20 protein-coding genes and 1 pseudogene are annotated in these 20,381 nt (G+C 39.0%); 16 read left to right on the top strand and 5 right to left on the bottom strand.

Annotated features, from left to right (window positions below):
• Positions 1 to 8: 8 nt before the first annotated feature.
• From mnmA to FD16_RS04470, 6 genes are all read left to right on the top strand, one after another.
• Positions 9 to 1,142, top strand: a complete 1,134-nt coding sequence (gene mnmA / locus FD16_RS04495) for a tRNA 2-thiouridine(34) synthase MnmA (protein WP_010622413.1) — start codon at positions 9 to 11, stop codon at positions 1,140 to 1,142.
• 147 nt (positions 1,143 to 1,289) lie between these two features.
• On the top strand, positions 1,290 to 1,946 hold the full coding sequence (locus FD16_RS04490) for a histidine phosphatase family protein (protein ID WP_029508393.1): 657 nt from the start codon (positions 1,290 to 1,292) through the stop codon (positions 1,944 to 1,946).
• Positions 1,947 to 1,960: 14 nt separating this feature from the next.
• Positions 1,961 to 2,644, top strand: coding sequence for a tetratricopeptide repeat protein (locus FD16_RS04485; RefSeq protein ID WP_010622411.1), 684 nt, complete (start codon positions 1,961 to 1,963; stop codon positions 2,642 to 2,644).
• A 28-nt stretch (positions 2,645 to 2,672) separates the two neighbouring features.
• Entirely contained in the window at positions 2,673 to 5,144 is a 2,472-nt protein-coding gene (gene recD2, locus FD16_RS04480; protein ID WP_010622410.1) for an SF1B family DNA helicase RecD2, read from the top strand.
• 68 nt (positions 5,145 to 5,212) lie between these two features.
• A complete protein-coding gene (locus tag FD16_RS04475) occupies positions 5,213 to 6,208 on the top strand; it encodes a ribose-phosphate diphosphokinase (protein WP_010622409.1) in 996 nt (331 codons plus the stop codon).
• Between the two features lie 23 nt (positions 6,209 to 6,231).
• A complete protein-coding gene (locus FD16_RS04470; RefSeq protein WP_010622408.1) occupies positions 6,232 to 6,807 on the top strand; it encodes a TIGR01440 family protein in 576 nt (191 codons plus the stop codon).
• 116 nt (positions 6,808 to 6,923) lie between these two features.
• Here the strand turns inward: FD16_RS04470 and FD16_RS04465 are convergent, their stop codons facing one another.
• Both FD16_RS04465 and FD16_RS04460 read right to left on the bottom strand, forming a co-directional pair.
• Complete coding sequence (locus FD16_RS04465; RefSeq protein ID WP_010622407.1) at positions 6,924 to 7,352, bottom strand: Spx/MgsR family RNA polymerase-binding regulatory protein; 429 nt, start codon at positions 7,350 to 7,352, stop codon at positions 6,924 to 6,926.
• A 172-nt stretch (positions 7,353 to 7,524) separates the two neighbouring features.
• Positions 7,525 to 8,323 (bottom strand): annotated as a pseudogene (locus FD16_RS04460) (2-keto-4-pentenoate hydratase).
• Positions 8,324 to 8,931: 608 nt separating this feature from the next.
• Between FD16_RS04460 and FD16_RS04455 the strand changes: the two are divergent.
• The 3 genes from FD16_RS04455 to FD16_RS04445 all read left to right on the top strand — a co-directional run bounded on the left by FD16_RS04455 (position 8,932) and on the right by FD16_RS04445 (position 11,415).
• Complete coding sequence (locus FD16_RS04455) at positions 8,932 to 9,450, top strand: hypothetical protein (protein WP_010622404.1); 519 nt, start codon at positions 8,932 to 8,934, stop codon at positions 9,448 to 9,450.
• Positions 9,451 to 9,684: 234 nt separating this feature from the next.
• Positions 9,685 to 11,025, top strand: a complete 1,341-nt coding sequence (locus tag FD16_RS04450; protein ID WP_010622403.1) for a LysM peptidoglycan-binding domain-containing protein — start codon at positions 9,685 to 9,687, stop codon at positions 11,023 to 11,025.
• Between the two features lie 177 nt (positions 11,026 to 11,202).
• Complete coding sequence (locus FD16_RS04445; protein ID WP_010622402.1) at positions 11,203 to 11,415, top strand: hypothetical protein; 213 nt, start codon at positions 11,203 to 11,205, stop codon at positions 11,413 to 11,415.
• A 41-nt stretch (positions 11,416 to 11,456) separates the two neighbouring features.
• Here the strand turns inward: FD16_RS04445 and FD16_RS04440 are convergent, their stop codons facing one another.
• Together FD16_RS04440 and FD16_RS04435 are read right to left on the bottom strand one after the other, a co-directional pair.
• Positions 11,457 to 12,416, bottom strand: a complete 960-nt coding sequence (locus FD16_RS04440; protein ID WP_010622401.1) for a diacylglycerol/lipid kinase family protein — start codon at positions 12,414 to 12,416, stop codon at positions 11,457 to 11,459.
• Positions 12,417 to 12,563: 147 nt separating this feature from the next.
• Complete coding sequence (locus tag FD16_RS04435; protein WP_010622400.1) at positions 12,564 to 12,776, bottom strand: DNA-directed RNA polymerase subunit epsilon; 213 nt, start codon at positions 12,774 to 12,776, stop codon at positions 12,564 to 12,566.
• 152 nt (positions 12,777 to 12,928) lie between these two features.
• Here FD16_RS04435 and FD16_RS04430 point away from each other — a divergent pair, with 152 nt between their 5' ends.
• Entirely contained in the window at positions 12,929 to 13,417 is a 489-nt protein-coding gene (locus FD16_RS04430) for a hypothetical protein (protein WP_010622399.1), read from the top strand.
• An 86-nt stretch (positions 13,418 to 13,503) separates the two neighbouring features.
• Here the strand turns inward: FD16_RS04430 and def are convergent, their stop codons facing one another.
• On the bottom strand, positions 13,504 to 14,070 hold the full coding sequence (gene def / locus FD16_RS04425) for a peptide deformylase (protein ID WP_010622398.1): 567 nt from the start codon (positions 14,068 to 14,070) through the stop codon (positions 13,504 to 13,506).
• Between the two features lie 255 nt (positions 14,071 to 14,325).
• Between def and pdhA the strand changes: the two genes are divergently transcribed.
• The 6 genes from pdhA to FD16_RS04395 all read left to right on the top strand — a co-directional run bounded on the left by pdhA (position 14,326) and on the right by FD16_RS04395 (position 20,358).
• On the top strand, positions 14,326 to 15,432 hold the full coding sequence (gene pdhA / locus FD16_RS04420; RefSeq protein ID WP_010622397.1) for a pyruvate dehydrogenase (acetyl-transferring) E1 component subunit alpha: 1,107 nt from the start codon (positions 14,326 to 14,328) through the stop codon (positions 15,430 to 15,432).
• A gap of 2 nt (positions 15,433 to 15,434) precedes the next feature.
• Positions 15,435 to 16,412 carry an alpha-ketoacid dehydrogenase subunit beta gene (locus FD16_RS04415; protein ID WP_010622396.1) on the top strand — a complete coding sequence of 326 codons (978 nt, stop codon included), beginning with the start codon at positions 15,435 to 15,437 and terminating at the stop codon, positions 16,410 to 16,412.
• A gap of 47 nt (positions 16,413 to 16,459) precedes the next feature.
• Positions 16,460 to 17,758 (top strand): 2-oxo acid dehydrogenase subunit E2, encoded by a 1,299-nt coding sequence (locus tag FD16_RS04410; protein ID WP_010622395.1) that lies wholly within the window; start codon positions 16,460 to 16,462, stop codon positions 17,756 to 17,758.
• A gap of 7 nt (positions 17,759 to 17,765) precedes the next feature.
• On the top strand, positions 17,766 to 19,187 hold the full coding sequence (gene lpdA, locus FD16_RS04405) for a dihydrolipoyl dehydrogenase (RefSeq protein WP_010622394.1): 1,422 nt from the start codon (positions 17,766 to 17,768) through the stop codon (positions 19,185 to 19,187).
• A gap of 97 nt (positions 19,188 to 19,284) precedes the next feature.
• A complete protein-coding gene (locus FD16_RS04400) occupies positions 19,285 to 19,569 on the top strand; it encodes a UPF0223 family protein (protein WP_010622393.1) in 285 nt (94 codons plus the stop codon).
• 3 nt (positions 19,570 to 19,572) lie between these two features.
• Complete coding sequence (locus tag FD16_RS04395) at positions 19,573 to 20,358, top strand: inositol monophosphatase family protein (RefSeq protein WP_010622392.1); 786 nt, start codon at positions 19,573 to 19,575, stop codon at positions 20,356 to 20,358.
• The last annotated feature ends 23 nt before the right edge of the window (positions 20,359 to 20,381 follow it).

Genomic DNA, 20,381 nt, shown 5'->3' with positions numbered 1-20,381 from the left:
GTGATGACATGACTGACAACAGTCATACTCGCGTAGTCGTTGGTATGAGTGGTGGCGTCGATTCATCTGTTGTCGCTTTGTTGCTTAAGCAGCAGGGCTACGATGTAGTTGGTGTGTTCATGAAAAATTGGGACGACACTGATGAGAACGGCGTTTGTACCGCAACCGAAGACTATAAAGATGTTGCGAAAGTGGCGTCTAAGATTGGTATCCCATATTATTCCGTCAACTTTGAGAAGGAATATTGGGATAGGGTTTTTACTTATTTCCTCGATGAATACAAAAAGGATCGAACACCTAATCCTGATGTGATTTGCAATAAGGAAATTAAATTTAAAGCCTTTTTAGAATATGCAGATCAGTTGGGAGCGGATTATATTGCCACAGGGCACTATGCTGATTTGCAACGTGATAAAGATGGTCAGATGCACCTTATGCGGGCAACTGATCAAAATAAGGATCAAACTTATTTCCTTAGTCAGCTTGATCATGAGCAGTTAGATCGAGTGATGTTCCCACTTGCTGGATTAACTAAGCCAGAAGTGCGCCAAATTGCTAAGGATGCTGGATTAGCCACTGCCGATAAGAAAGATTCCGTTGGGATTTGTTTTATTGGTGAAAAGGGTCATTTCCGTGATTTCTTGAGCACATATCTTCCAGCCAAGCCAGGAAAGATGATGACTTTGGACGGTGATGTCATGGGTGAGCATACTGGACTCATGTATTACACTATTGGTCAACGTAAGGGTCTTGGTATTGGAGGTAACGGTACCAGCAATGATCCTTGGTTTGTCATTGGTAAGGATCAAGAGAAAAACGTACTATACGTTGGTCAGGGTTACCACAATGAGCATCTCTATGCTACACATCTAAATGCTAGTGATATCCACTGGGTTGATGATATCAGTGCTAAGTACGGAGATTCGTTCCACTGTACAGCGAAATTCCGCTATCGCCAAAAGGACGTTGGCGTAACTGTTAATCTTGATAATGGTGGTCAGACGGTAACAGTGTCATTTGACGATCCTGCACGTGCGATCACGCCGGGACAGGCTGTAGTCTTTTATGATGGTGACGAGTGCTTGGGCAGTGCCATTATCGACCAAGCATATAACGAAACTCGTGCTTTGCAATATGTTTAAAAAATAATTTTTGAGACCTCTGGTTTACATTTTGTAGACAAGAGGTCTTTCTAGCTAGATTGACCTATATTTGGTGTTAAAATAAAGTTGCACATTAATCTTGATATTGGGATAATAGGATCAGTTGATTTAGGTAAGGAAGATAAGATGATTAGATTATATTTTGTTCGACACGGTAAAACAAAGTGGAATTTGGAGTCGCGATACCAAGGAATGCATGGAGATTCACCACTTCTTGACGAAAGCTATCAGGAAATTAAATTATTAGCAAAATCGTTATCGGGTGTACCATTTGCACATATCTATGCGAGTCCAATTAAGCGTGCACGCGATACTGCAAATTATTTAAGGTCGCAATTGCGAAAATCCATTCCGTTGTCATTGGTTAGCGGTATATCCGAATTTGATCTTGGTAAGATGGAGGGAATGTTGTTTAATGATGTCAAACAACAGTTCCCGACAGCATTTGATGCTTTCCGTAATCATCCAGACAGATACGATGCTGATGAAATTCAGGGAGAAAGTTTTGAACAGGTAATGTTTAGATTTAAAAATGCTGTGGACGAAATTGTTCAGGCTAACCAAGGCGAGAAAAATGTGATCATAGTCTCTCATGGAGCGGCAATGAATGCGGGTATCAATGGGTTGTTAGGCGTATCGATAGAACATTTAAGAGATCGCGGTGGCTTAAGTAATACATCAACTACGATTATTGATGCTGATCAAAATGGTTATCATTTAGTGAAGTGGAACGAAACATCGTATCTTAACAGATCACAAAATGATCCAACTGATACTATTTAAAGAGGTGAATTGCAATGACAAAACAAAATAATGAAACTTTTGATCGTGAAGCTCAGAAACAACAGTCTGAGAAATTGGTTGGTAAGTTAGTGACAGCCATCGATGAACATCCTGACAAGGTTCAAAATTATTACGACTTAGGTACGTTACTGACAAGATTAAATAGCCATGAACAGGCTGAGGAACTGTTTATGAAGGCACTGGGGATCTTTAAAGATGACAAAAAGGCCGTTAATTTACTAAGTTACGGTTTAGGAAATTTATATTATGAGCTTGGTAAATACCAAGATGCTATTAATTTCTATAACAAAATTAATGATGATAAACTAAAAGCAGATGCGTACTTGATGATGGCACAGAGCCTAGTCCAAATGAAAGATTACAAACGAGCTGTTGCGTATGGATTAACAGCACATGATTTGCGTAAACAAGATCCTGAAATCAACCAGGTTTTGGGTGATGCACTTCTTGCGTTAGGAAATTTCAAACAAGCTGCAGACTTCTACGATGATATTTTGAAGCGTCATCCCGGTAGGGCAGACACGCAGTTTAACCGTGGGCTAGTTGCGATGGTTCTTGGTGAAGAATATAAGGATTATCTAAACCAAGCAAAACAGTTGGATCCTGATTATTATTCACGCAGTGAGAGTAAAATTGATGACATTCAAAAGGCATTGCGTAAGGGACCAAAGCAGTAATGATATCTAAATATAAGGAGATGGCCTAATGGATAATTCAATCAGTTTATTTGATGACCCCGTTGAGTCATCTTTTTTAATTGGACAAGTAGTAACGACTTTTTTTGCAAGCCCTGACAGTTTTTACAAGGTATTGTTAATTCATGTTGAAGAAAGTAACTTTGATTGGCCTGAGGATGAAATTGTTACAACTGGAAATTTTGGGGATGTTGATGATGATGCACTTTATCGGTTTGAAGGGAAACTAGTGGATCACCCTAAATATGGACAACAATTTCAATCGATCAATTATCATCGTGCTGAGCCGACCACTCGAGAGGGATTAATCAGTTTTCTATCTGGGGAGCAATTCAAAGGTGTTGGCAAGAAAACTGCCGAGCGAATTGTTGATTTATTAGGTACGGATGCGGTTAAAAAAATTGTGAATGATTCATCAGTTTTGTCACCACTAGGATTAAGACCGGCAATTGTTCAGACGTTGGTTGACAATCTCAGCGACAATCAAGGAATGGATGAAATTATCATTGGATTAAATGATTTTGGTTTTGGTAGTTCACTTGCAACTGCAATTTTTGAACGTTATCGCGAACAGACTATAGAGGTAATCCACCAAAATCCGTATCAGTTAGCACAGGAAATTGACGGGATTAGCTTTAGACGAGCTGATCAAGTTGCTCAACAATTGGGCATTAGCGTCGATGATCCAAGAAGATTAGCAGCGGGGATTTTACAGGCTTTAGATGAAATGACAATGCAAAGTGGGGATACATATACCTTCATGGAACCGCTGCTTGGAAATGCACTCGACATGTTGGAAAGTAGTCAAAGTGTTAGGATTGAGCCGCAAAAAGTAGCTGATGAGTTAGTACAGCTTGCAAAAGACAATCAAGTTGTCGGGCAAGATGGGAAGATTTATCCAAGTGCACTGTTTAGTGGTGAATGGCAAATTGCTGAACATCTTCACAGACTGGTTGCTGATCAGCCAATTGATATAGATGAAAAAGATATTCAGAAGACAATCAGCAAAATCGAGGGACAACTTGATATTGACTACGATGAATCACAGACTGAGGCAATGGTAGGAGCACTGAAATCTAGGGTATTCCTATTAACAGGTGGTCCTGGTACTGGAAAAACAACGATTATTAATGGCATTGTTGCCGCTTTTGCTCAACTACACGAATATTCTTTAGATATTAATGAATATAAAGATCGACCATTTCCAATTTTGTTAGCCGCGCCGACTGGAAGAGCAGCCAAACGAATGAGTGAAACAACAGGATTACCCGCAAGTACTATTCATAGATTACTTGGTTTGAACGGCAGAGAGATGCCCACGGACATGAATGCAAGTGATCTTGAAGGGGCACTACTCATTGTGGATGAGCTTTCGATGGTCGATACTCTATTATTTAAGACGCTGCTTAGGTCAGTTCCCAGCACGATGCAAGTAATTTTAGTTGGCGATAAAGATCAACTTCCATCAGTTGGACCGGGTCAAGTGTTTTACGATTTACTACAATTTGATCAATTACCGAAACTTGAACTTAATCACATTTATCGTCAATCGGCAGAATCATCGATTATTCCGCTGGCCCACGCCATTAAAACAGGTGAGGTGCCTGCAGATATGACAAAATCATACTCTGACCGCTCATTTATTAAATGTCGAGCTGATCAAGTTGCAGGTGTAATTGACCAAATTATTGTTAAGGCGAAAAAACGGAATTTTAGTGCAGAACAAGTTCAAATATTAGCTCCAATGTACAAGGGTAGTGCGGGAATTAATCGTATTAATGACCTGTCTCAAAATATCTTTAATCCAATTAAAGATTCGAAGACTAAAGAAGTTGAATTTAGAGACCAGCATTTTCGTATTGGTGATAAAGTATTGCATCTGGTTAATTCTCCAGAAAACAATGTTTTTAACGGTGATATAGGAACGATCGTAGGTTTGGAACTTAAGACAAAAAAACCAGGTAGTCCTAAAACTGATCAAATGACAATTAGATTTGATCAAACCGAAGTCACTTATTCTAGAAATGAGTGGCAGAGACTTAAATTGGCATATTGTATTTCAATCCACAAGTCACAAGGCAGCCAGTTTGATATGGTCATTTTGCCAATGGTGCCACAATTTAGTAGAATGCTGCAAAGAAATCTGTTGTATACAGCAATTACGCGTGCTAAAAATAAGCTGATTCTTCTTGGTGATCCGCAATCGTTTGCTGATTGTATTAAAAATGAGGCTGTTAACCGACAAACTTCCTTATTACAACGTCTTTCAGAAACGTTTAGCGGCGAAAGAATGCCTAATGTGACGGTGGATGATTCGAACAAGGTGTCAAAAGACAAAACTACAGAATCAACAGAAAATGTTGATCAAGAAAAAGATCATACTTTAACTACAGATTTAATCGCAAATGGAAAAATTGATCCGATGATCGGAATGCATGGTACTAAGCCTGCGGATTTTGAAGTTGTGGTAAATGAAAAGTAGATCAGCTTGCACTTATTGCCAAATGTTGCGATAATGGATTGAAAAATAAAATTCGGGAGATATTAATGATGGCGGGAATTAAAAATGCTTCGCATGTAAAACTTTTTTCACTTAATTCAAATCGGCCCTTAGCTGAATCAGTGGCTAAAGAAGTAGGCATTCCATTAAGTGATGCATCCATTAAACAATTTGCGGATGGGGAAATTCAGATTACGATTAACGAAAGTGTCCGTGGATGTGAAGTATATGTCATCCAATCAATATCTGATCCAGTAAACACAAACATTATGGAGTTGCTCATTATGGTGGATGCTCTTCGGCGTGCGAGTGCCAATACTATTAATGTTATTATTCCCTATTATGGGTACGCAAGACAGGATCGCAAAGCAAGATCACGTGAACCTATCACGGCTAAATTGATTGCATCATTACTGGAAACTGATCAAGTTGATCGAGCTATTACTTTAGATCTCCACGCGGCACAAGTTCAAGGATTCTTTGATATTCCAGTAGATCATTTGTTAGCCGCTCCATTACTTGCAAACTATTTTTACAACCAAAAATTAACGGATAACATCGTTGTCGTTGCACCTGATCATGCTGGTGTTACACGTGCTCGTAAATTTGCTGAAATCCTCAAAGCACCAATTGCGATTATCGATAATCGCAGTCCAGAAGAAATTGAACGCAAAACCGAATCTGTGCCCAAGTATGTGATTGGTGATGTTCAAGACAAGATAGCAATATTAATTGATGATATCGTTGATACTGGAGTCCGCATGGCGGTTTCTGCAACTGCACTTAAAAATTTTGGTGCTAGTGAAGTATATGCTTGTGCAACTCATGGTGTGTTTTCACGTAATGCCATGGATAAAGTCAATGAGGCACCGATTAAAAAGATAATCGTTACAGATTCTATTGACATTCCTGAGGATAAAAAGGGGCCTAAATTAGTCGAACTGTCCGTTGCTTCATTATTAGGCCAAGCAATTGTTAGAATTCATAATAATGAACCTGTCGATTCATTATTTGTGAGTTCAGACAACGAAAGTGCTAAAATATAGAACAAACTTAGAGATTATAGAGGGTGATTGTAACGAGTGAATTTAATTTAGAGGAAAGTCGGGAACAGTTACAAAGGGGAGTAACTGAGTTTTTTGATGATGCTAATTTTCCTAAGGATTCACTGATTGTACTTGGATCCAGTACTAGTGAAATTCAAGGTCATAAGATTGGTAAGCATTCTTCAATTGAAGTTGGTCGCATGGTGATTGATGTGATCTTACCATTGATTCAGCAACGTGGATTGCATTTGGCGGTCCAAGGGTGCGAGCATTTAAACAGGGCGCTTTTAATGGAACGTACAGAAGCTGATGAACGTGGATTCGAACAAGTTACTGTATTTCCCGCATTAAATGCTGGTGGAGGAACACAAGTGGCGGCGTATGAAAAATTCAATGATCCTGTTGAAGTCGAACATGTAATTGCGGCAGGTGGAATTGATATTGGAGATACATCGATCGGAATGCATGTTAAATTTGTACAGATTCCGGTGCGGACATCAGTAAAAGAGGTTGGCTTAGCTCATGTGACATATTTGAAAAGCAGGCCCAAGTTGATTGGTGGCCAGCGAGCTCATTATTCATGGGAACCAGTTGAATAGCCAGTTTAAATAACTAACGTAAAAGACACGGGAAAAGATATTTTCCGTGTCTTTTACGTTAGTTATTTAAAAAAATAGAGACTAAGACGAACCACGTCTTAATCTCTAAATAAATTCTATGCAAGTGTAATATTTTGGTTGTTCTTCGCTGGATTTAGCTTTGCGAATAATGCTGATAATTCAAGCTTCCGCAATTTTTTTGGTACAAAAGCACCAATTTTTTCCAAGTCAAAACCTGTGACTAGTTTATGTTTATCAAAAATAATCGGGTTCTTTAGAATATGCGGAGTGTTTGAGATGGCATCAGTCAACTGGTTCATTGTCATCTGATCCGGATCAATATTTAAAGCCTTAGTGTCTCTTGAGCGTTTAGAAATCAATTCATCAGTTCCATCTAAAGATAATGAAAACAGGTGAATAATTTCATCTTTTGATAACGGTTCGTTTTCAATATTGCGTTGTTCTAAATCAATATCATGTTCCGCTAACCATTTTACAGCTTTACGTTTTGAGGGATCATTAGTATGAAAATATAGGTGAACCATATAATCACCTTCTCCTTATGATTTAGGACTTAGTTTACATCAATAAACGGAGAATTAGCAACTAGTTTATCTTATGTTTTAAAAATAATTTATCAGTTGGTAATAAAATCATCAATTATGGAGATTAGGCACAATTATAGTGATTTAAGATGCACACCTTGCATGATTAAAATTATTCCACTGTTAAATCTACTGAGCCAAATCCATTGGAAAAATCGCAAGTGTAGTGGCCTTTTTCTAAGTGTGGTGGCAAGATAAATGTTCCGCTAGATACATGCTGACCGGCTTTTAGTTTCAGTCCCTGGCTGTCTAATTTTTTAACCAACCATTGAAGTGATTTTAAAGGGTTACCTAGCACTTCACTGGAATCACCTTTTGCAAAGTGCATTGCCATCAAGTTTTAATTCGGCTTGAACGTTACTAAGACTATCAACACTCATATTTGACGTATCTTTTTGTTCACCATATACAACACGGCCAGCTACCGCATTATCAGCCATTACCATATGCTTTGAAAGTGATGGAAACCAATTCAAAAATCGAGCATCCGGTACTTCTAAGGCCGGAGCAACTGTTGTCTTGCGTAGCAGATCATTGGTTGAATCGTTTGGTGACAAATCAACGGTAGCGGTAAATACCAATTCCACTTCTACGAGAGGTTCCATTAAATCTGACAAGTGAAATTGTGCTGGAGATTTCAACCATTGGTGATCAACTTCAGCACCATATAAAGGTGAATCCGCGTCAAACATGTCTTGTGTTTGTTTACTAGTAAGGCTGACTTTATATCCACCAACATTTTCGTTTTTTAGTTGAGTGAGTTTGTATTGTACACGATAAGCCGAATCATCATCCGTGACATTGTTAGCGTAATTACTTTCTGTGAGTTTATGCTGACTTTGAAGTGCGTCAAAAAGTGTTTGAGCGAATCTGTTTTCTTTTTCTGTTAAGTTTCCTAAGGTATTTGTCATAATATGTATTCCTCCAATAAATGATTTTCTATGTATGTAGACCTTATGTACTAAATTTGTATCTATCCTCCTTTTTATGGGATTATTAAATGGAAACAAAAAAAGACGCCTTATGAAGGACGTCTTGAACGTGTTACCACCTTGATTCACATCATCATCTCTGATGACGTCTCAGATTGATTTTATCTATATATAATATCAATCACCTGTAATGGGGTGGCCAGCATCTTATCAATTTAATGAAGAGATGCACTCATAGGAGATCTTCAACTAACGAACTCGTCCTTCTTTCACTCAAATGAAGGCTCTCTTTGCGTAATCCGTTAGGCTACTAACCTAATCAACGTATTTCTCATTTAATTTTAATATGCTTTTACTTTAAGGACTATTGCAGGTAAAGTCAACTATCAAAAGCAGATATATTTATAATTGCATTTAATTGATACGTGCAATTAATTCATTTGTATACATCAATTTGTTGATACGACAGCGATAATAAATTTACGAGTAGGATCTAAAATATTATTAATTTAAGAGCTAAATTTTTTATCGGTAGAATAATTTTGCTGTAGAATGAATATTAGTAATAATTGTTAGGAGATTTTTAATTGAAAAAGAAAAGGATCATTTTAATTGTCGTAGTGATTGCAATTGTTATTGCAGGGGCCAGCGTTATCTTATTTAATCATGGGAATTCACGTTTTGATTCATCAAGTAGTAGTAGTGAAGAATCAAGCAAAATAACGGTTGTTCATCCCAAAGGCAAGTGGTCGGGAGTTAAAAAATATCCAAATAATCAAAGTGTGACGGTAAAATTTCAATTTAAAGCAAACCATCAATATAAATTAATAGAAGAAAACACAGTTAGTCAGTGCTGGACAAGAACATATACAGGTGGGTATACCAGGGATGGCAACAAAATAACGTGCATTCCAGAACAGGTAATTGCAAGTACTTATTCATCAAAGGACGCAATGAAAAAGGGTGAAGCGAGTGCAACAGATACTGTTTCGAAAGATCAATTTTATAAACAATTTGGTAACCAACAACACAGTATTTTAACTCTTAAAAGGAATTCAATTGCAATTGTCCACGATGAAGAACACATAACTATGACACAAAATTGATATGTAACAAACTTGTAATAAAAATCAATCAAAAATTATAATGCACTTAAAATTATAGCATTGGTAGCAAATTGTATTATACAATTTTATTTTTTAGTTTTTGTACATTCACTTGTATTACGTGGTTAAGTGTTTTCATGATACAAATATCATGTTATCCTTGCTTTATTATTAAGATTATTATTATTGCTTAAAATTTTATTTTACAAACGACTTTTTAAGGAGTGGAATTGCATGTCAGACTCTCATTTGGGTAATTCAAATAAAAAAACGAACCATTATGTTAAGGGAGCATTATTAGGAACTGTGGGGGCACTTGGCCTATTTGCGGTTAGTGCACAAACGGCCCACGCGGACACTGTAAAAGTTAAGAATGGTGATACCATTTGGGGACTTTCTCAGAAATATGGTGTGACGGTTAATGATTTAGAAACTAGCAATCAAAACGTTAAGAAGATCAGTTCAACTGTTGATTTAATTTATGCTGGTCAAACATTGAACTTGCCTGGTACTTCAAGTGCGGCCTCATCTGCTGCGTCAAGTTCAACAGCTGTACCTAGCAGTTATACAGTTAAAAGTGGTGATACACTTTCAGCAATTGCTAGTCGTTTTGGCATTTCTGTTGATAAGCTTGTTTCAATTAACGGCATCAAGAACAGTAATTTACTGGTAGTCGGCCAGCAATTGAAGTTGACCGGTAATGCTGCTTCTGCAGCTAGCGTTGCACCAACTTCTACTGCACCAACTTCGACTACTGCTAGTGATAGCACCGCGAGTGCGGTATCTGCGAACGTTGAATCTACAAGTCAAGTTGCTAGTTCGGCTGTTAGTTCTTCAGTTTCCTCTACTAGTGATGTTTCGAGTGCGGCAACATCCACGGTGGCTGCAAGTAGTAGTTCGACTGCTGTATCCACAGTGGCTGCAAGTAGCTCAACATCTACGGCTACGGTTTCTTCCGCAAGCAGTAATGCAGTTTCAAACACCGCATCAACTTCAGCACAAACGATTACGCGAGTAGATGCTACTTACCGTACCGCTTCCACAAGTACACAAAGTAGTACAGCTGCGGCTGCTTCCACAAGTTCTGCTAGTTCTGTAGCAGCCTCAAGTACTGCATCTTCAACGGCAACTAGCACTTCCACTGCATCTAACGCTAGTTCTGCAACTGCAACCAGTCAAAGTAGCTCAAGTGCAAGCACGTCTTCAAATCTACAATCTGGATCAGTTGTAAGTTTAGCTGTTAAACTTGCTAGTGCTGGCATTCCATATGTGTGGGGTGGCAGTTCGTTAAGCGGCATGGACTGTTCAGGTTTGGTTCAGTATGTGTATTTGCACGCTGATGGTATTAGTTTGCCACACAACACTGTCGCTCAGGAAGCATACGTTACTAAGCATTCTGTTGCAAGTGCCCAACCAGGTGATATTTTATTCTGGGGTTCTTCAGGTGCTACTTACCATGATGCAATTTATATTGGTAATAATCAGTATGTTGCGGCACCAAAAACTGGTGAAAACGTTCAAATCCAAACAATTAGCAAGTATTTTGAACCATCATTTGCTGGTACTGTTAAATAAAAATTTGATTAGAAGAGTCAACCAAGTTACTGATATATCAGTGGTTTGTGGCTCTTTTTTTTGTGTAATATATTTGTAACGCCTAATTAGTTAACTTTATTCGTAAATGGTGTTATATTCGATATTGCAAATTTGAATTTGCTTTTAATACTTTACTTGTTAAGGGGAGTGTTCGAGGTGAGTAACAAATTTGAGATTCAGCAAGAATTAGCTGATGCTCAAAATGAACTAACTCGGCTTTGTCACAAAGAAGCTAAGAAGGCTGATGGGCAGAAAATTACTGCAACCATTACAATAAAACCGCGGTATGGCAAAGCAATGAACGATTTACGTGAGAAGTGTAGCCAACTGCGGATGATTCTGGACGCCATGGAGGCGTCAGAAGATTAAAAAAACAACCTTTGTCGGAATACACTGACTGAGGCTGTTTTTTATTTTATGGAAGTATCAATCCAAAAAGGATACTTAGATATTTTCATCTGAAGATCATAGAAACGATTACCAAGCTCTTCTCCATCAATTTGACCAAATTCTAAAGATGTGGTGGTCACCTGAATTTCTTTAGCCTTGTAATAATGAACCCAGTGAGACCTAAGATGTCTTTTAAAAAGTAAAAGGATTCCTAGCCAAAGAAGAATGAGCCAATTTTTTCTTTCGATTACTATGAGCTCCAACTCACCACTATGAACATTCGCATTAGGTAAGATTCTGACGCCACCACCGAAGTAAGGATGATTGGATGTTGTAACCAAGAACGCATTCTGATATAAATCTCTGTGTTGACCGATCCTTACCATGAGTTGAAAAGGTTCCTGATTGTAAAGCACGCTGATAATCGATGCCATATAGGATAACGAACCAACGTGAAACTTATTAAAACTTTTTTTATGCGCTGATGCATTAGTTCGACTGACAATTGCTGCGTCAAAACCGATACCAATATTATTGATGAAATATCCAGTTTCATTTTTGATATTTTCGGAGAAATTACCAATGTCTATGGTATTTGGTTTTTGACAATCGAGTACCTGTCTTAGTGCGATTAAAGGCTTGGCTGACATTTTGATACCACGCGCGAAATCGTTGCCAGACCCAGCAGGTATATAAGCCAACGGTATTTTTTCGTTGGTGCCTTCAGTAGCCTTCATTGATCCATTAAGTGCCTGATGGAGTGTTCCATCGCCACCAATAACAAGGATGACTATGTGCTCATGATCAGTAGAATATTTGATGTATTGTTCTGCTAAGTATTCAGCATGGCCAGGGTGCTGTGTTGATTTAACTTGGTAGTCAACTTGCCCTTTCTCAAGTTCCGGTTTGATTTGTTTCTCCCAGACGTTTTGAGCATTGCCGCTTCCAGCGAATTCATTTAATATAATTGCAAAATGCATGGACAGTATTTCCTCCACAAAAAACAGATGATTATATTATACAGGAATCTTTAAAGATTTCCCAATGATATCGATATAATCTAAAACATTGATGTTAAAAAAAGCCAGACAGTTTAAACTTAAACTGTCTGGCTTTTCAATTAAAAACTAAAATTTTGATATCTTGAAATCTGGATTTTGCTTCTCATAGTTTAGCGCTTCTTCAGATAACTCTTCAATGTACTCAACATTGATGTCTGTATTTTTTTCAGCAGTCTCTCTCGCAGCAGAAAGAGTTTGTTCATCCAAAAAAAGTGAATGAGTGTTTTCTCTCTTTGGGTTACGTACTTTTGTATCTTGATAGTAGACTTTATAAATCATAAGATTAACGACTCCTTACTAGTAGTTGTTTAGTTGATAACCTTAATTCTATCACATCAGGCCGATCTATGAAATTATATCTATCATTCACATTTTATTTTCATTCAAAAGATGACAATGGTATGCTTATTTAAAAAGGCGAGGTGTTGAGGATGCTATTTACAATTATCGTTATTCTAGCCGTAATCGTTGCGATTTTAGTTTATCAAATTATTAGACGAGAAATCGCTAAACATGCCACAATAATTGTTAGAAATGATGCTGAGCAGATGACTGATAAGGCAATGGTAGCGTGTCTTCCTGTGCTTGTGGAGAGCCAGATATTGACGGGACCCGAAATGAAATTTAAACAGTCTGAAACTGTGGCTGACGTGTGGGGAAAAGGTGTGATGGCATTTGAATATCAATTTGATATTAGTAAAAACAGTAATGGCATTCTTCTTAATCAAATTAGACAATTACTGAATGGAAAATTAAAAGAATACGGTGATAAACAAGAAATAAAGTGTTATAAAGATGCAAATCAGGCGTTTTTAGTCACTGACGCCTGGATTTACAGTGACAAACTACACTTGGATGTCGCTTATATCATTAACGAAGCCACATATCAATATATTTATGATTTGAAGAAATTGGGTTAGAAATTTTCAAATTGTTATTTAATTCACATAAATAACTGTAAAAAAAAGATCAAATATTCTGCAAAGAATATTTTGATCCTTTTTTATTAGCTTAGCATTACAGTATCTTCAGGCGCTTTAAATGGGTTGTCCTTATTGATGTGATCGTAAAACAATGTTCCATGTAGGTGATCAATTTCGTGTTGGCAGACAATAGCAGGGTAATGCTTTAAGCGAATTTTATGATCTTGGCCATCGACGTCCTGATACGTCAATGTAATTCGGTCATGTCGAGGGACATATCCTGCCACGTCTTCGTCAACTGATAAACAGCCTTCACCTTCCGTTAATGCGCCGGGTTGAACAGATTCGCTAACAATCACAGGGTTAATAATGACGTCTTTAAATACCGGTTTTGAGTCATCTTCGTCATCTTCAGATGGAACTAAAACAGCTGCCATTTGCTCGGACACGCCAACTTGGGGGGCTGCCAGTCCAACACCGGCACGTAATTTGTACTTTTCGCAAAGTTCGGGGGTTTGACTGACTACTAAGTATTCCATCATATCGGCAGCCAATTTTTTATCCTCTTCACTTAGCGGAAAAGTAACCTTGGCAGCTTGTTTTCTTAAAACAGGGTCGCCATCCCGGACGATATCTTTCATTAAAATCAACGCGTTCATCTCCATCAATAATTTCCATAAAACAACTTGTTTAAGTCTAGCATAAAATTAGCGAGTTGAGAATAATGAGAAATTGAGTAGTTTGTGAAATAACTTACTGTTTATTAGCAATAACTTCTAATACGAAATACATAAATATGAGCATGAAACTGCTTGCATTTAGTTGTTGGGAGTGTATACTTTGTATTGAAAGGCAAATAAAGCGCTTACATTAAGCGCTGAACAATAGAAAGGAATGTGTGTATTATGGCCAATGAAAGTAAGAGCGCGGTTGATTTTGCTGCCATTAAGGCAGATTTGGGCAGTAATTTTAAACCAGTTCAGATTCTAGACAACGACGGGAACGTGGTTGATAAGGATTTAATGGCAAACTTTTCCGATGAAGAACTGGTGGATTTTATGAAAAAGCTGGTTTGGGAAAGGGCTCTTCACGAACAAACCATGAATTTTTCTCGGCAGGGACGTTTAGGCTTTTATGCTCCAACGTACGGTGAGGAAGCAAGTGAGATGGGAACTGTTTCCGCTTTTAACGAAAATGATTTCTTGCTACCAGCTTATCGTGACTTGCCTCAATTGATCCAGCACGGAGCAACTGTTACAGAGGGGTATTTATGGTCCAGAGGTCATGTACTGGGTAACCAATTTAAGGCTCGTGCATTAATGCCACAAATCATTATCGGAGCGCAGATGGTGGAAACTGCAGGGGTTGCTTTAGGATTAAAGAAAAATGGAGAAGACGCAGTTGCATTTTCATATACTGGCGATGGTGGTACATCACAAGGTGATACGTATGAAGGAATGAACTTTGCTGGCGCATTTCAGGCTCCCGCAGTATTCATTATTCAAAATAACGGTTTTGCAATTTCCGTTCCGCGTAATAGGCAAACAGCGGCAACGACTTTAGCACAAAAAGCGGTCGCTGCTGGTATTCCTAGTGTTCAAGTTGATGGAATGGATATTTTAGCTTGTTATCAAGTTGCAAAAGAAGCTCGTGCATTTGCTGTCGCTGGCAATGGACCAGTTATGATTGAAACCATCACGTATCGCTTTGGTGCTCATAGTAGTGCTGGTGATGATCCTAGTCGTTACCGTACGAAGGAAGAAGAAAAGCCTTGGTTTGAACATGATCCATTAATTCGGATGCGCAAGTATCTCACCGACAAAGGCTTGTGGAGTCAAGAAGAAGAAGACAAGTATGTTGATGAATGCAAAACATCGTTTAAGGATGCCATCAAAGAAGCTGATGCAGTTGAACCCGAAAAGGTCTCTGACATGTTGAAGAGGACCTTTGAAGTTCCAACACCTGACATTGCTAAGCAAATTGCCGAATTTGAAGAAAAGGAGTCGAAGTAATCATGACTAAAAAATCTTATATTCAAGCGATCACTGATGGTCTTGATATTGCGTTGGGTGAAGATCCAAAGACTCTAATCTTTGGTGAAGACGTCGGAAAAAATGGTGGCGTTTTCAGAACTACACAAGGGCTTCAAGATAAATATGGTGAAGATCGTGTGTTTGATACACCATTAGCTGAGTCAGGAATTTTAGGCTTATCGATCGGGTTAGGCTTGACGGGATGGAGACCAATCCCTGAAATCCAATTTATGGGTTTTACGTTTGAAGCTATTGATTCGGTTGCCGGTCAGATGGCACGGACAAGGTTCCGGTTTGGCAACGATAAGAATTTACCAATTACAATTCGGACACCCTTTGGGGGCGGAACTCACACTGCTGAAATGCACGCTGATAATCTTGAAAACTTCTTTACCGGTATTCCCGGGCTGCGTGTTGTGACACCAAGCAACCCATATGATGCCAAGGGAATGGTTATTTCAGCTATTGAAAATAATGATCCAGTGCTGTTTATGGAAAACTTAAAGTTATATCGTTCCATGAAAGATGATATTCCAGATGATAAGTACACAGTACCGTTGGATACGGCTAAAGTAGTCCGGGAAGGCACTGATATCACGTTAGTTGCATACAGTGCTGAGGTGAATGAGTCATTGAAAGTCGCCGACAAGCTAGCCAAAGAAGACATTTCTGTAGAAGTTGTCGATTTACGTTCTCTATCACCAATTGATACGGATACTATTTTTGAGTCAATTAAAAAAACACATAAAGTAGTAGTTGTGCAAGAAGCACAGAAAATGGCGGGTGTCGGAGCAACGGTTGCGTCTGCAATTGCTGAGAATGCAATTATGTCATTGGATGCGCCAATAGGCCGTGTTGCCGCTCCAAATTCAGTTTATCCATTTGCTCAGGCAGAAAATGTTTGGATTCCAGGGGCGGATGAAATTGAAGCTAAGGCTCGTGAAATCTTAGATTATTAGTAATTACTACTTAAAAAAATAATTGGATATGAAAGGAAGTCTGCTTTATGGCATTTAAGTTTAAGCTCCCTGAACTGGGTGAAGGAATGGCTGAAGGTGAGGTTGCAAACTGGTTAGTTAAAGAGGGAGACAAAGTTAATGAAGACGATTCATTAGTCGAAATTCAAAATGATAAGTCTGTTTCTGAATTACCTTCTCCAGTTGCCGGCACGGTAAAGAAAATCGTCGCACAGGAAGGCGATACTGTTGAAATCGGCGATACGCTGGTTGAAATTGATGATGGTTCAGCCGATACAGCCGATGATGATGCAACACCAGCAGCACCAGCCAAGGAAGACACAGGTACATCAGATGAGACTCCTGCACCTGCTTCAGAAGGTGCTTCAGGAGGAGTTCCGGCACTTGCAGAACCAAATAAGCTAATTTTGGCAATGCCATCAGTTCGGCAGTATGCTCGCGATAAGGGCATTGATATCAGCAGGGTTGCCCCATCTGGAAATCACGGTCAAATTTTGAAGGCTGATATTGACAGCTTTAATGGCGAGCCAGCACAAGCAACGGTTGCAGCACCGGTAAGTGCAGAACAGCCAGCTACTAAGTCTTCAGGACAGGCTGTTAAACCATACAAGTCTGATCAACCAGACCTTGAAACACGTGAACCAATGTCACCAATGAGAAAGATCATTGCTAAGTCAATGAGAACCTCAAAAGATATTGCACCGCATGTTACGTCATTTGATGATGTTGAAGTCAGTGCACTGATGGATAATCGTAAGAAGTACAAGCAAAAGGCTGCAGATCAAGAAATTCATTTGACTTTCTTGCCATACATCGTTAAAGCTTTGGTAGCAACTTTGAAGAAGTTCCCAGAATTCAATGCATCAATTGATGATACAACACAAGAAATTGTTTATAAGCATTATTACAACATTGGAATTGCAACCAATACTGATCATGGACTGTATGTTCCAAATATCAAGAATGCTGATTCTAAAGGCATGTTCGAGATTGCTAAGGAAATCACCGAAAATACGCAAGCTGCTTACGACAATAAATTAAGCCCACAATCGATGAAGGGTGGATCTATCACAATCAGTAACGTGGGTTCAATTGGTGGGGGATGGTTCACTCCAGTAATTAACCAACCGGAAGTTGCTATTCTAGGTGTAGGTAAAATTGCAAAAGAACCGATCGTTGATGAAAATGGTGATATTGTTGTTGGCAAGATGCTTAAATTATCGCTGAGTTATGATCATCGTTTGATTGATGGAGCACTAGCACAAAATGCTCTGAACTATATGAACGAATTGTTACATGATCCAGAATTATTATTAATGGAAGGATGATCGTCGTATGGCAGATGTTGAAGAAAAAGATACAGTAATTGTTGGCGGAGGCCCAGGCGGATACGTTGCCGCAATTCGAGCATCCGAATTAGGCCAAAAAGTTACCCTAATTGAAAAAGGTACTTTAGGCGGTGTTTGTTTGAATGTTGGCTGTGTACCATCTAAAGCATTGATCAATGCCGGACACCGATTACGGGATGCAAACGATGCCTCAGTGTTTGGTATCACTACACAACCGGCAACGATTGATTTTGAAAAAACACAGGAATGGAAGCAAACCAAGATTGTGGATCGAATGACTGGTGGCGTCCAGATGTTGCTTAAAAAGCACAAGGTCGAAATTATTGAAGGTGAGGCCTTCCTTGATAACGATTCACAACTTAGAGTAATGTCAGTCGGGCCAAAACAGTTTATGGATAACGGTGGCGGCCAGACAATTAAGTTTAAGAACTTAATTTTGGCAACCGGAAGTAGACCAGTAGAAATTCCTAATTTTAAATTTGATGGACGCGTAATTGACTCCACCGGTGCTTTGGATTTAAAGGAAATTCCAAAGGAATTAGTTGTGATTGGCGGTGGCTACATTGGCACCGAATTAGCTGGTGCTTACGCCAACCTCGGGTCACATGTCACAATTCTAGAAGGCACACCATCAATTTTGCCTAACTTTGAAAAAGACATGGTTTCAATTGCACTTAAAGGACTCAAGAAAAAAGGCGTTGACGTAATTACTAGCGCAATGGCCAAGAAGTCTGAACAAGATGATAGCAGTGTTACCGTGACCTATGAGGCCGATGGTAAGGAAACTAGTATCAAAGCTGACTACTGTTTAGTTTCAGTTGGTCGTCGTGCCAATACGGACGGTTTTGGACTTGAAATGACTAGTGTAAAGACCGATGATCATGGCCTGGTTCAAGTCGATCAACAGGGCAGAACAAGTGTTAACAACATTTTTGCAATTGGTGATATTGTACCGGGACCAGCTTTGGCACATAAGGCGTTTTTTGAGGCCAAAACCGCAGCTGGTGCAATTGCAGGAAAAAATACGGCTAATGATTGGGTTGGCGTCCCTGCGGTTTGCTTTGCGGATCCAGAATTAGCAACTGTGGGGATGACCCAAGCAGATGCCAAGGATAAGGGCTTAGAAGTAAGTACCGCTAAGTTCCCATTTGCAGGTAATGCTCGAGCTGTATCTTTAGATGAACCCGATGGATTTGTTCGTTTGGTTTATACCAAAGATGAGGGCAACTTGGTTGGTGCCCAAGTGGCTGGTCCAGAGGCTAGTGACTTAATCGCCGAACTTTCACTTGCGGTAAATGGTGGCATGAATGTTGAAGATATTGCATTAACGATTCACCCTCATCCAACTTTGAGCGAACCAATTCAAGAGGCAGCCGACGTTGCACTTGGATTCCCAACTCATATTTAACGTTTATGTTTTGAAAGCCTGGTGCGCAAAAAATGCGCAGTCAGGCTTTTTTGCGTGTTATAATTCTAATGATAGACTAAAAGATAGGAGTGATATCTTGAATAACCAAAATTACAGCTATCCACTTGATTCTAGCTGGTCAACGGACGAAATTATCGACGTGACTAAGATGTTTCAATTAGTTGAAGACGCATATGAAACAGGAGTTAGTCGGCAAGAAGTTCTGGATCAGTATCAAAAATTTAAACGGGTTGTGCAATCAAAATCACAGGAAAAGCAACTTGGAAAACAATTCGAAAAAGATTCAGGTTATGTGTTGTATGAAGTTATCAAGCAAGCTCGTGAGACTGAATCCAAAAAATTATTAATTAGAGGAAATTAGTTCATGATGGAATTAAATAAAATTGATCACGAAATCCAAAGAATACTAAATGTGACACGATTGTCAACATTGGACGAAATGAAGAATGACTTTACTGTGGAAGAAAAAAGTGGTCGTAAGGATCTTGTGACTGCAATTGACAAGAGCAACGAAAAAATGTTGGTATCTGTGATTCGTCAACTTGATCCTGAAGCTAGGATTCTTGGTGAAGAAGGCTTTGGTGATCAAATTGATGATATGCACGGTCATGTGTGGTTTGTCGACCCAATTGATGGAACGATGAATTTTGTTATGCAAAAAAATCGATTTGCAATTATGATTGCGTTGTACGTAGATGGTAAACCACAGTTAGGATATATTTTAGATGTGATGCAAAATATCCTTTATCATGGCGGGCCAGAAATGGGCGTGTACGCGAGAAGTGCGGGCATGGTTGATCGGCGAATTAAAAGGCCTGATAATGTCAGTCTAGATAATTCACTCATCGGTATTAGCGGCCCACTTCTGATTAACGATGACTATAATATGAAAAAAATAGCCCAGACCAGTCGAGGGCCGAGAATGTATGGCAGTGCCGGATTAGAATTCGCAAGTGTGATCAAAGGTGAGCTGTCAGGTTATGTATCATATCTTAAACCATGGGATTTTGCCGCAGGAAATGTTTTAGCAAATGAATTGGGGTTGGCAGTGAAAACTATTGACGGTGCCCCGCTTGATATGCTATCATCCAATGTTGTATTAGTAGCGACAGAACAAGCAAGTGAAGAAGTGATAAAGCTTGCAAATTAGTTTGGTTGAGGTTGACTGTGACC

The organism is Paucilactobacillus suebicus DSM 5007 = KCTC 3549, from assembly GCF_001434475.1.
Lineage (GTDB): Bacteria > Bacillota > Bacilli > Lactobacillales > Lactobacillaceae > Paucilactobacillus > Paucilactobacillus suebicus.
The sequence above is the reverse complement of the archived record's forward strand: the minus strand, read 5'-3'. Positions and strand labels throughout refer to the sequence as shown.

Bases quoted from the DNA above. Each gene is read 5' to 3' on its own strand.
- FD16_RS04395 (WP_010622392.1), top strand. From the start codon at position 19,573: ATGATGGAATTAAATAAAATTGATCACGAAATCCAAAGAATACTAAAT.
- FD16_RS04450 (WP_010622403.1), top strand. From the start codon at position 9,685: ATGTCAGACTCTCATTTGGGTAATTCAAATAAAAAAACGAACCATTAT.
- pdhA (WP_010622397.1), top strand. From the start codon at position 14,326: ATGGCCAATGAAAGTAAGAGCGCGGTTGATTTTGCTGCCATTAAGGCA.
- FD16_RS04475 (WP_010622409.1), top strand. From the start codon at position 5,213: ATGGCGGGAATTAAAAATGCTTCGCATGTAAAACTTTTTTCACTTAAT.
- FD16_RS04485 (WP_010622411.1), top strand. From the start codon at position 1,961: ATGACAAAACAAAATAATGAAACTTTTGATCGTGAAGCTCAGAAACAA.
- FD16_RS04490 (WP_029508393.1), top strand. From the start codon at position 1,290: ATGATTAGATTATATTTTGTTCGACACGGTAAAACAAAGTGGAATTTG.
- FD16_RS04440 (WP_010622401.1), bottom strand. From the start codon at position 12,416: ATGCATTTTGCAATTATATTAAATGAATTCGCTGGAAGCGGCAATGCT.
- FD16_RS04465 (WP_010622407.1), bottom strand. From the start codon at position 7,352: ATGGTTCACCTATATTTTCATACTAATGATCCCTCAAAACGTAAAGCT.
- FD16_RS04435 (WP_010622400.1), bottom strand. From the start codon at position 12,776: ATGATTTATAAAGTCTACTATCAAGATACAAAAGTACGTAACCCAAAG.
- FD16_RS04415 (WP_010622396.1), top strand. From the start codon at position 15,435: ATGACTAAAAAATCTTATATTCAAGCGATCACTGATGGTCTTGATATT.
- FD16_RS04410 (WP_010622395.1), top strand. From the start codon at position 16,460: ATGGCATTTAAGTTTAAGCTCCCTGAACTGGGTGAAGGAATGGCTGAA.
- mnmA (WP_010622413.1), top strand. From the start codon at position 9: ATGACTGACAACAGTCATACTCGCGTAGTCGTTGGTATGAGTGGTGGC.
- recD2 (WP_010622410.1), top strand. From the start codon at position 2,673: ATGGATAATTCAATCAGTTTATTTGATGACCCCGTTGAGTCATCTTTT.
- lpdA (WP_010622394.1), top strand. From the start codon at position 17,766: ATGGCAGATGTTGAAGAAAAAGATACAGTAATTGTTGGCGGAGGCCCA.
- FD16_RS04430 (WP_010622399.1), top strand. From the start codon at position 12,929: ATGCTATTTACAATTATCGTTATTCTAGCCGTAATCGTTGCGATTTTA.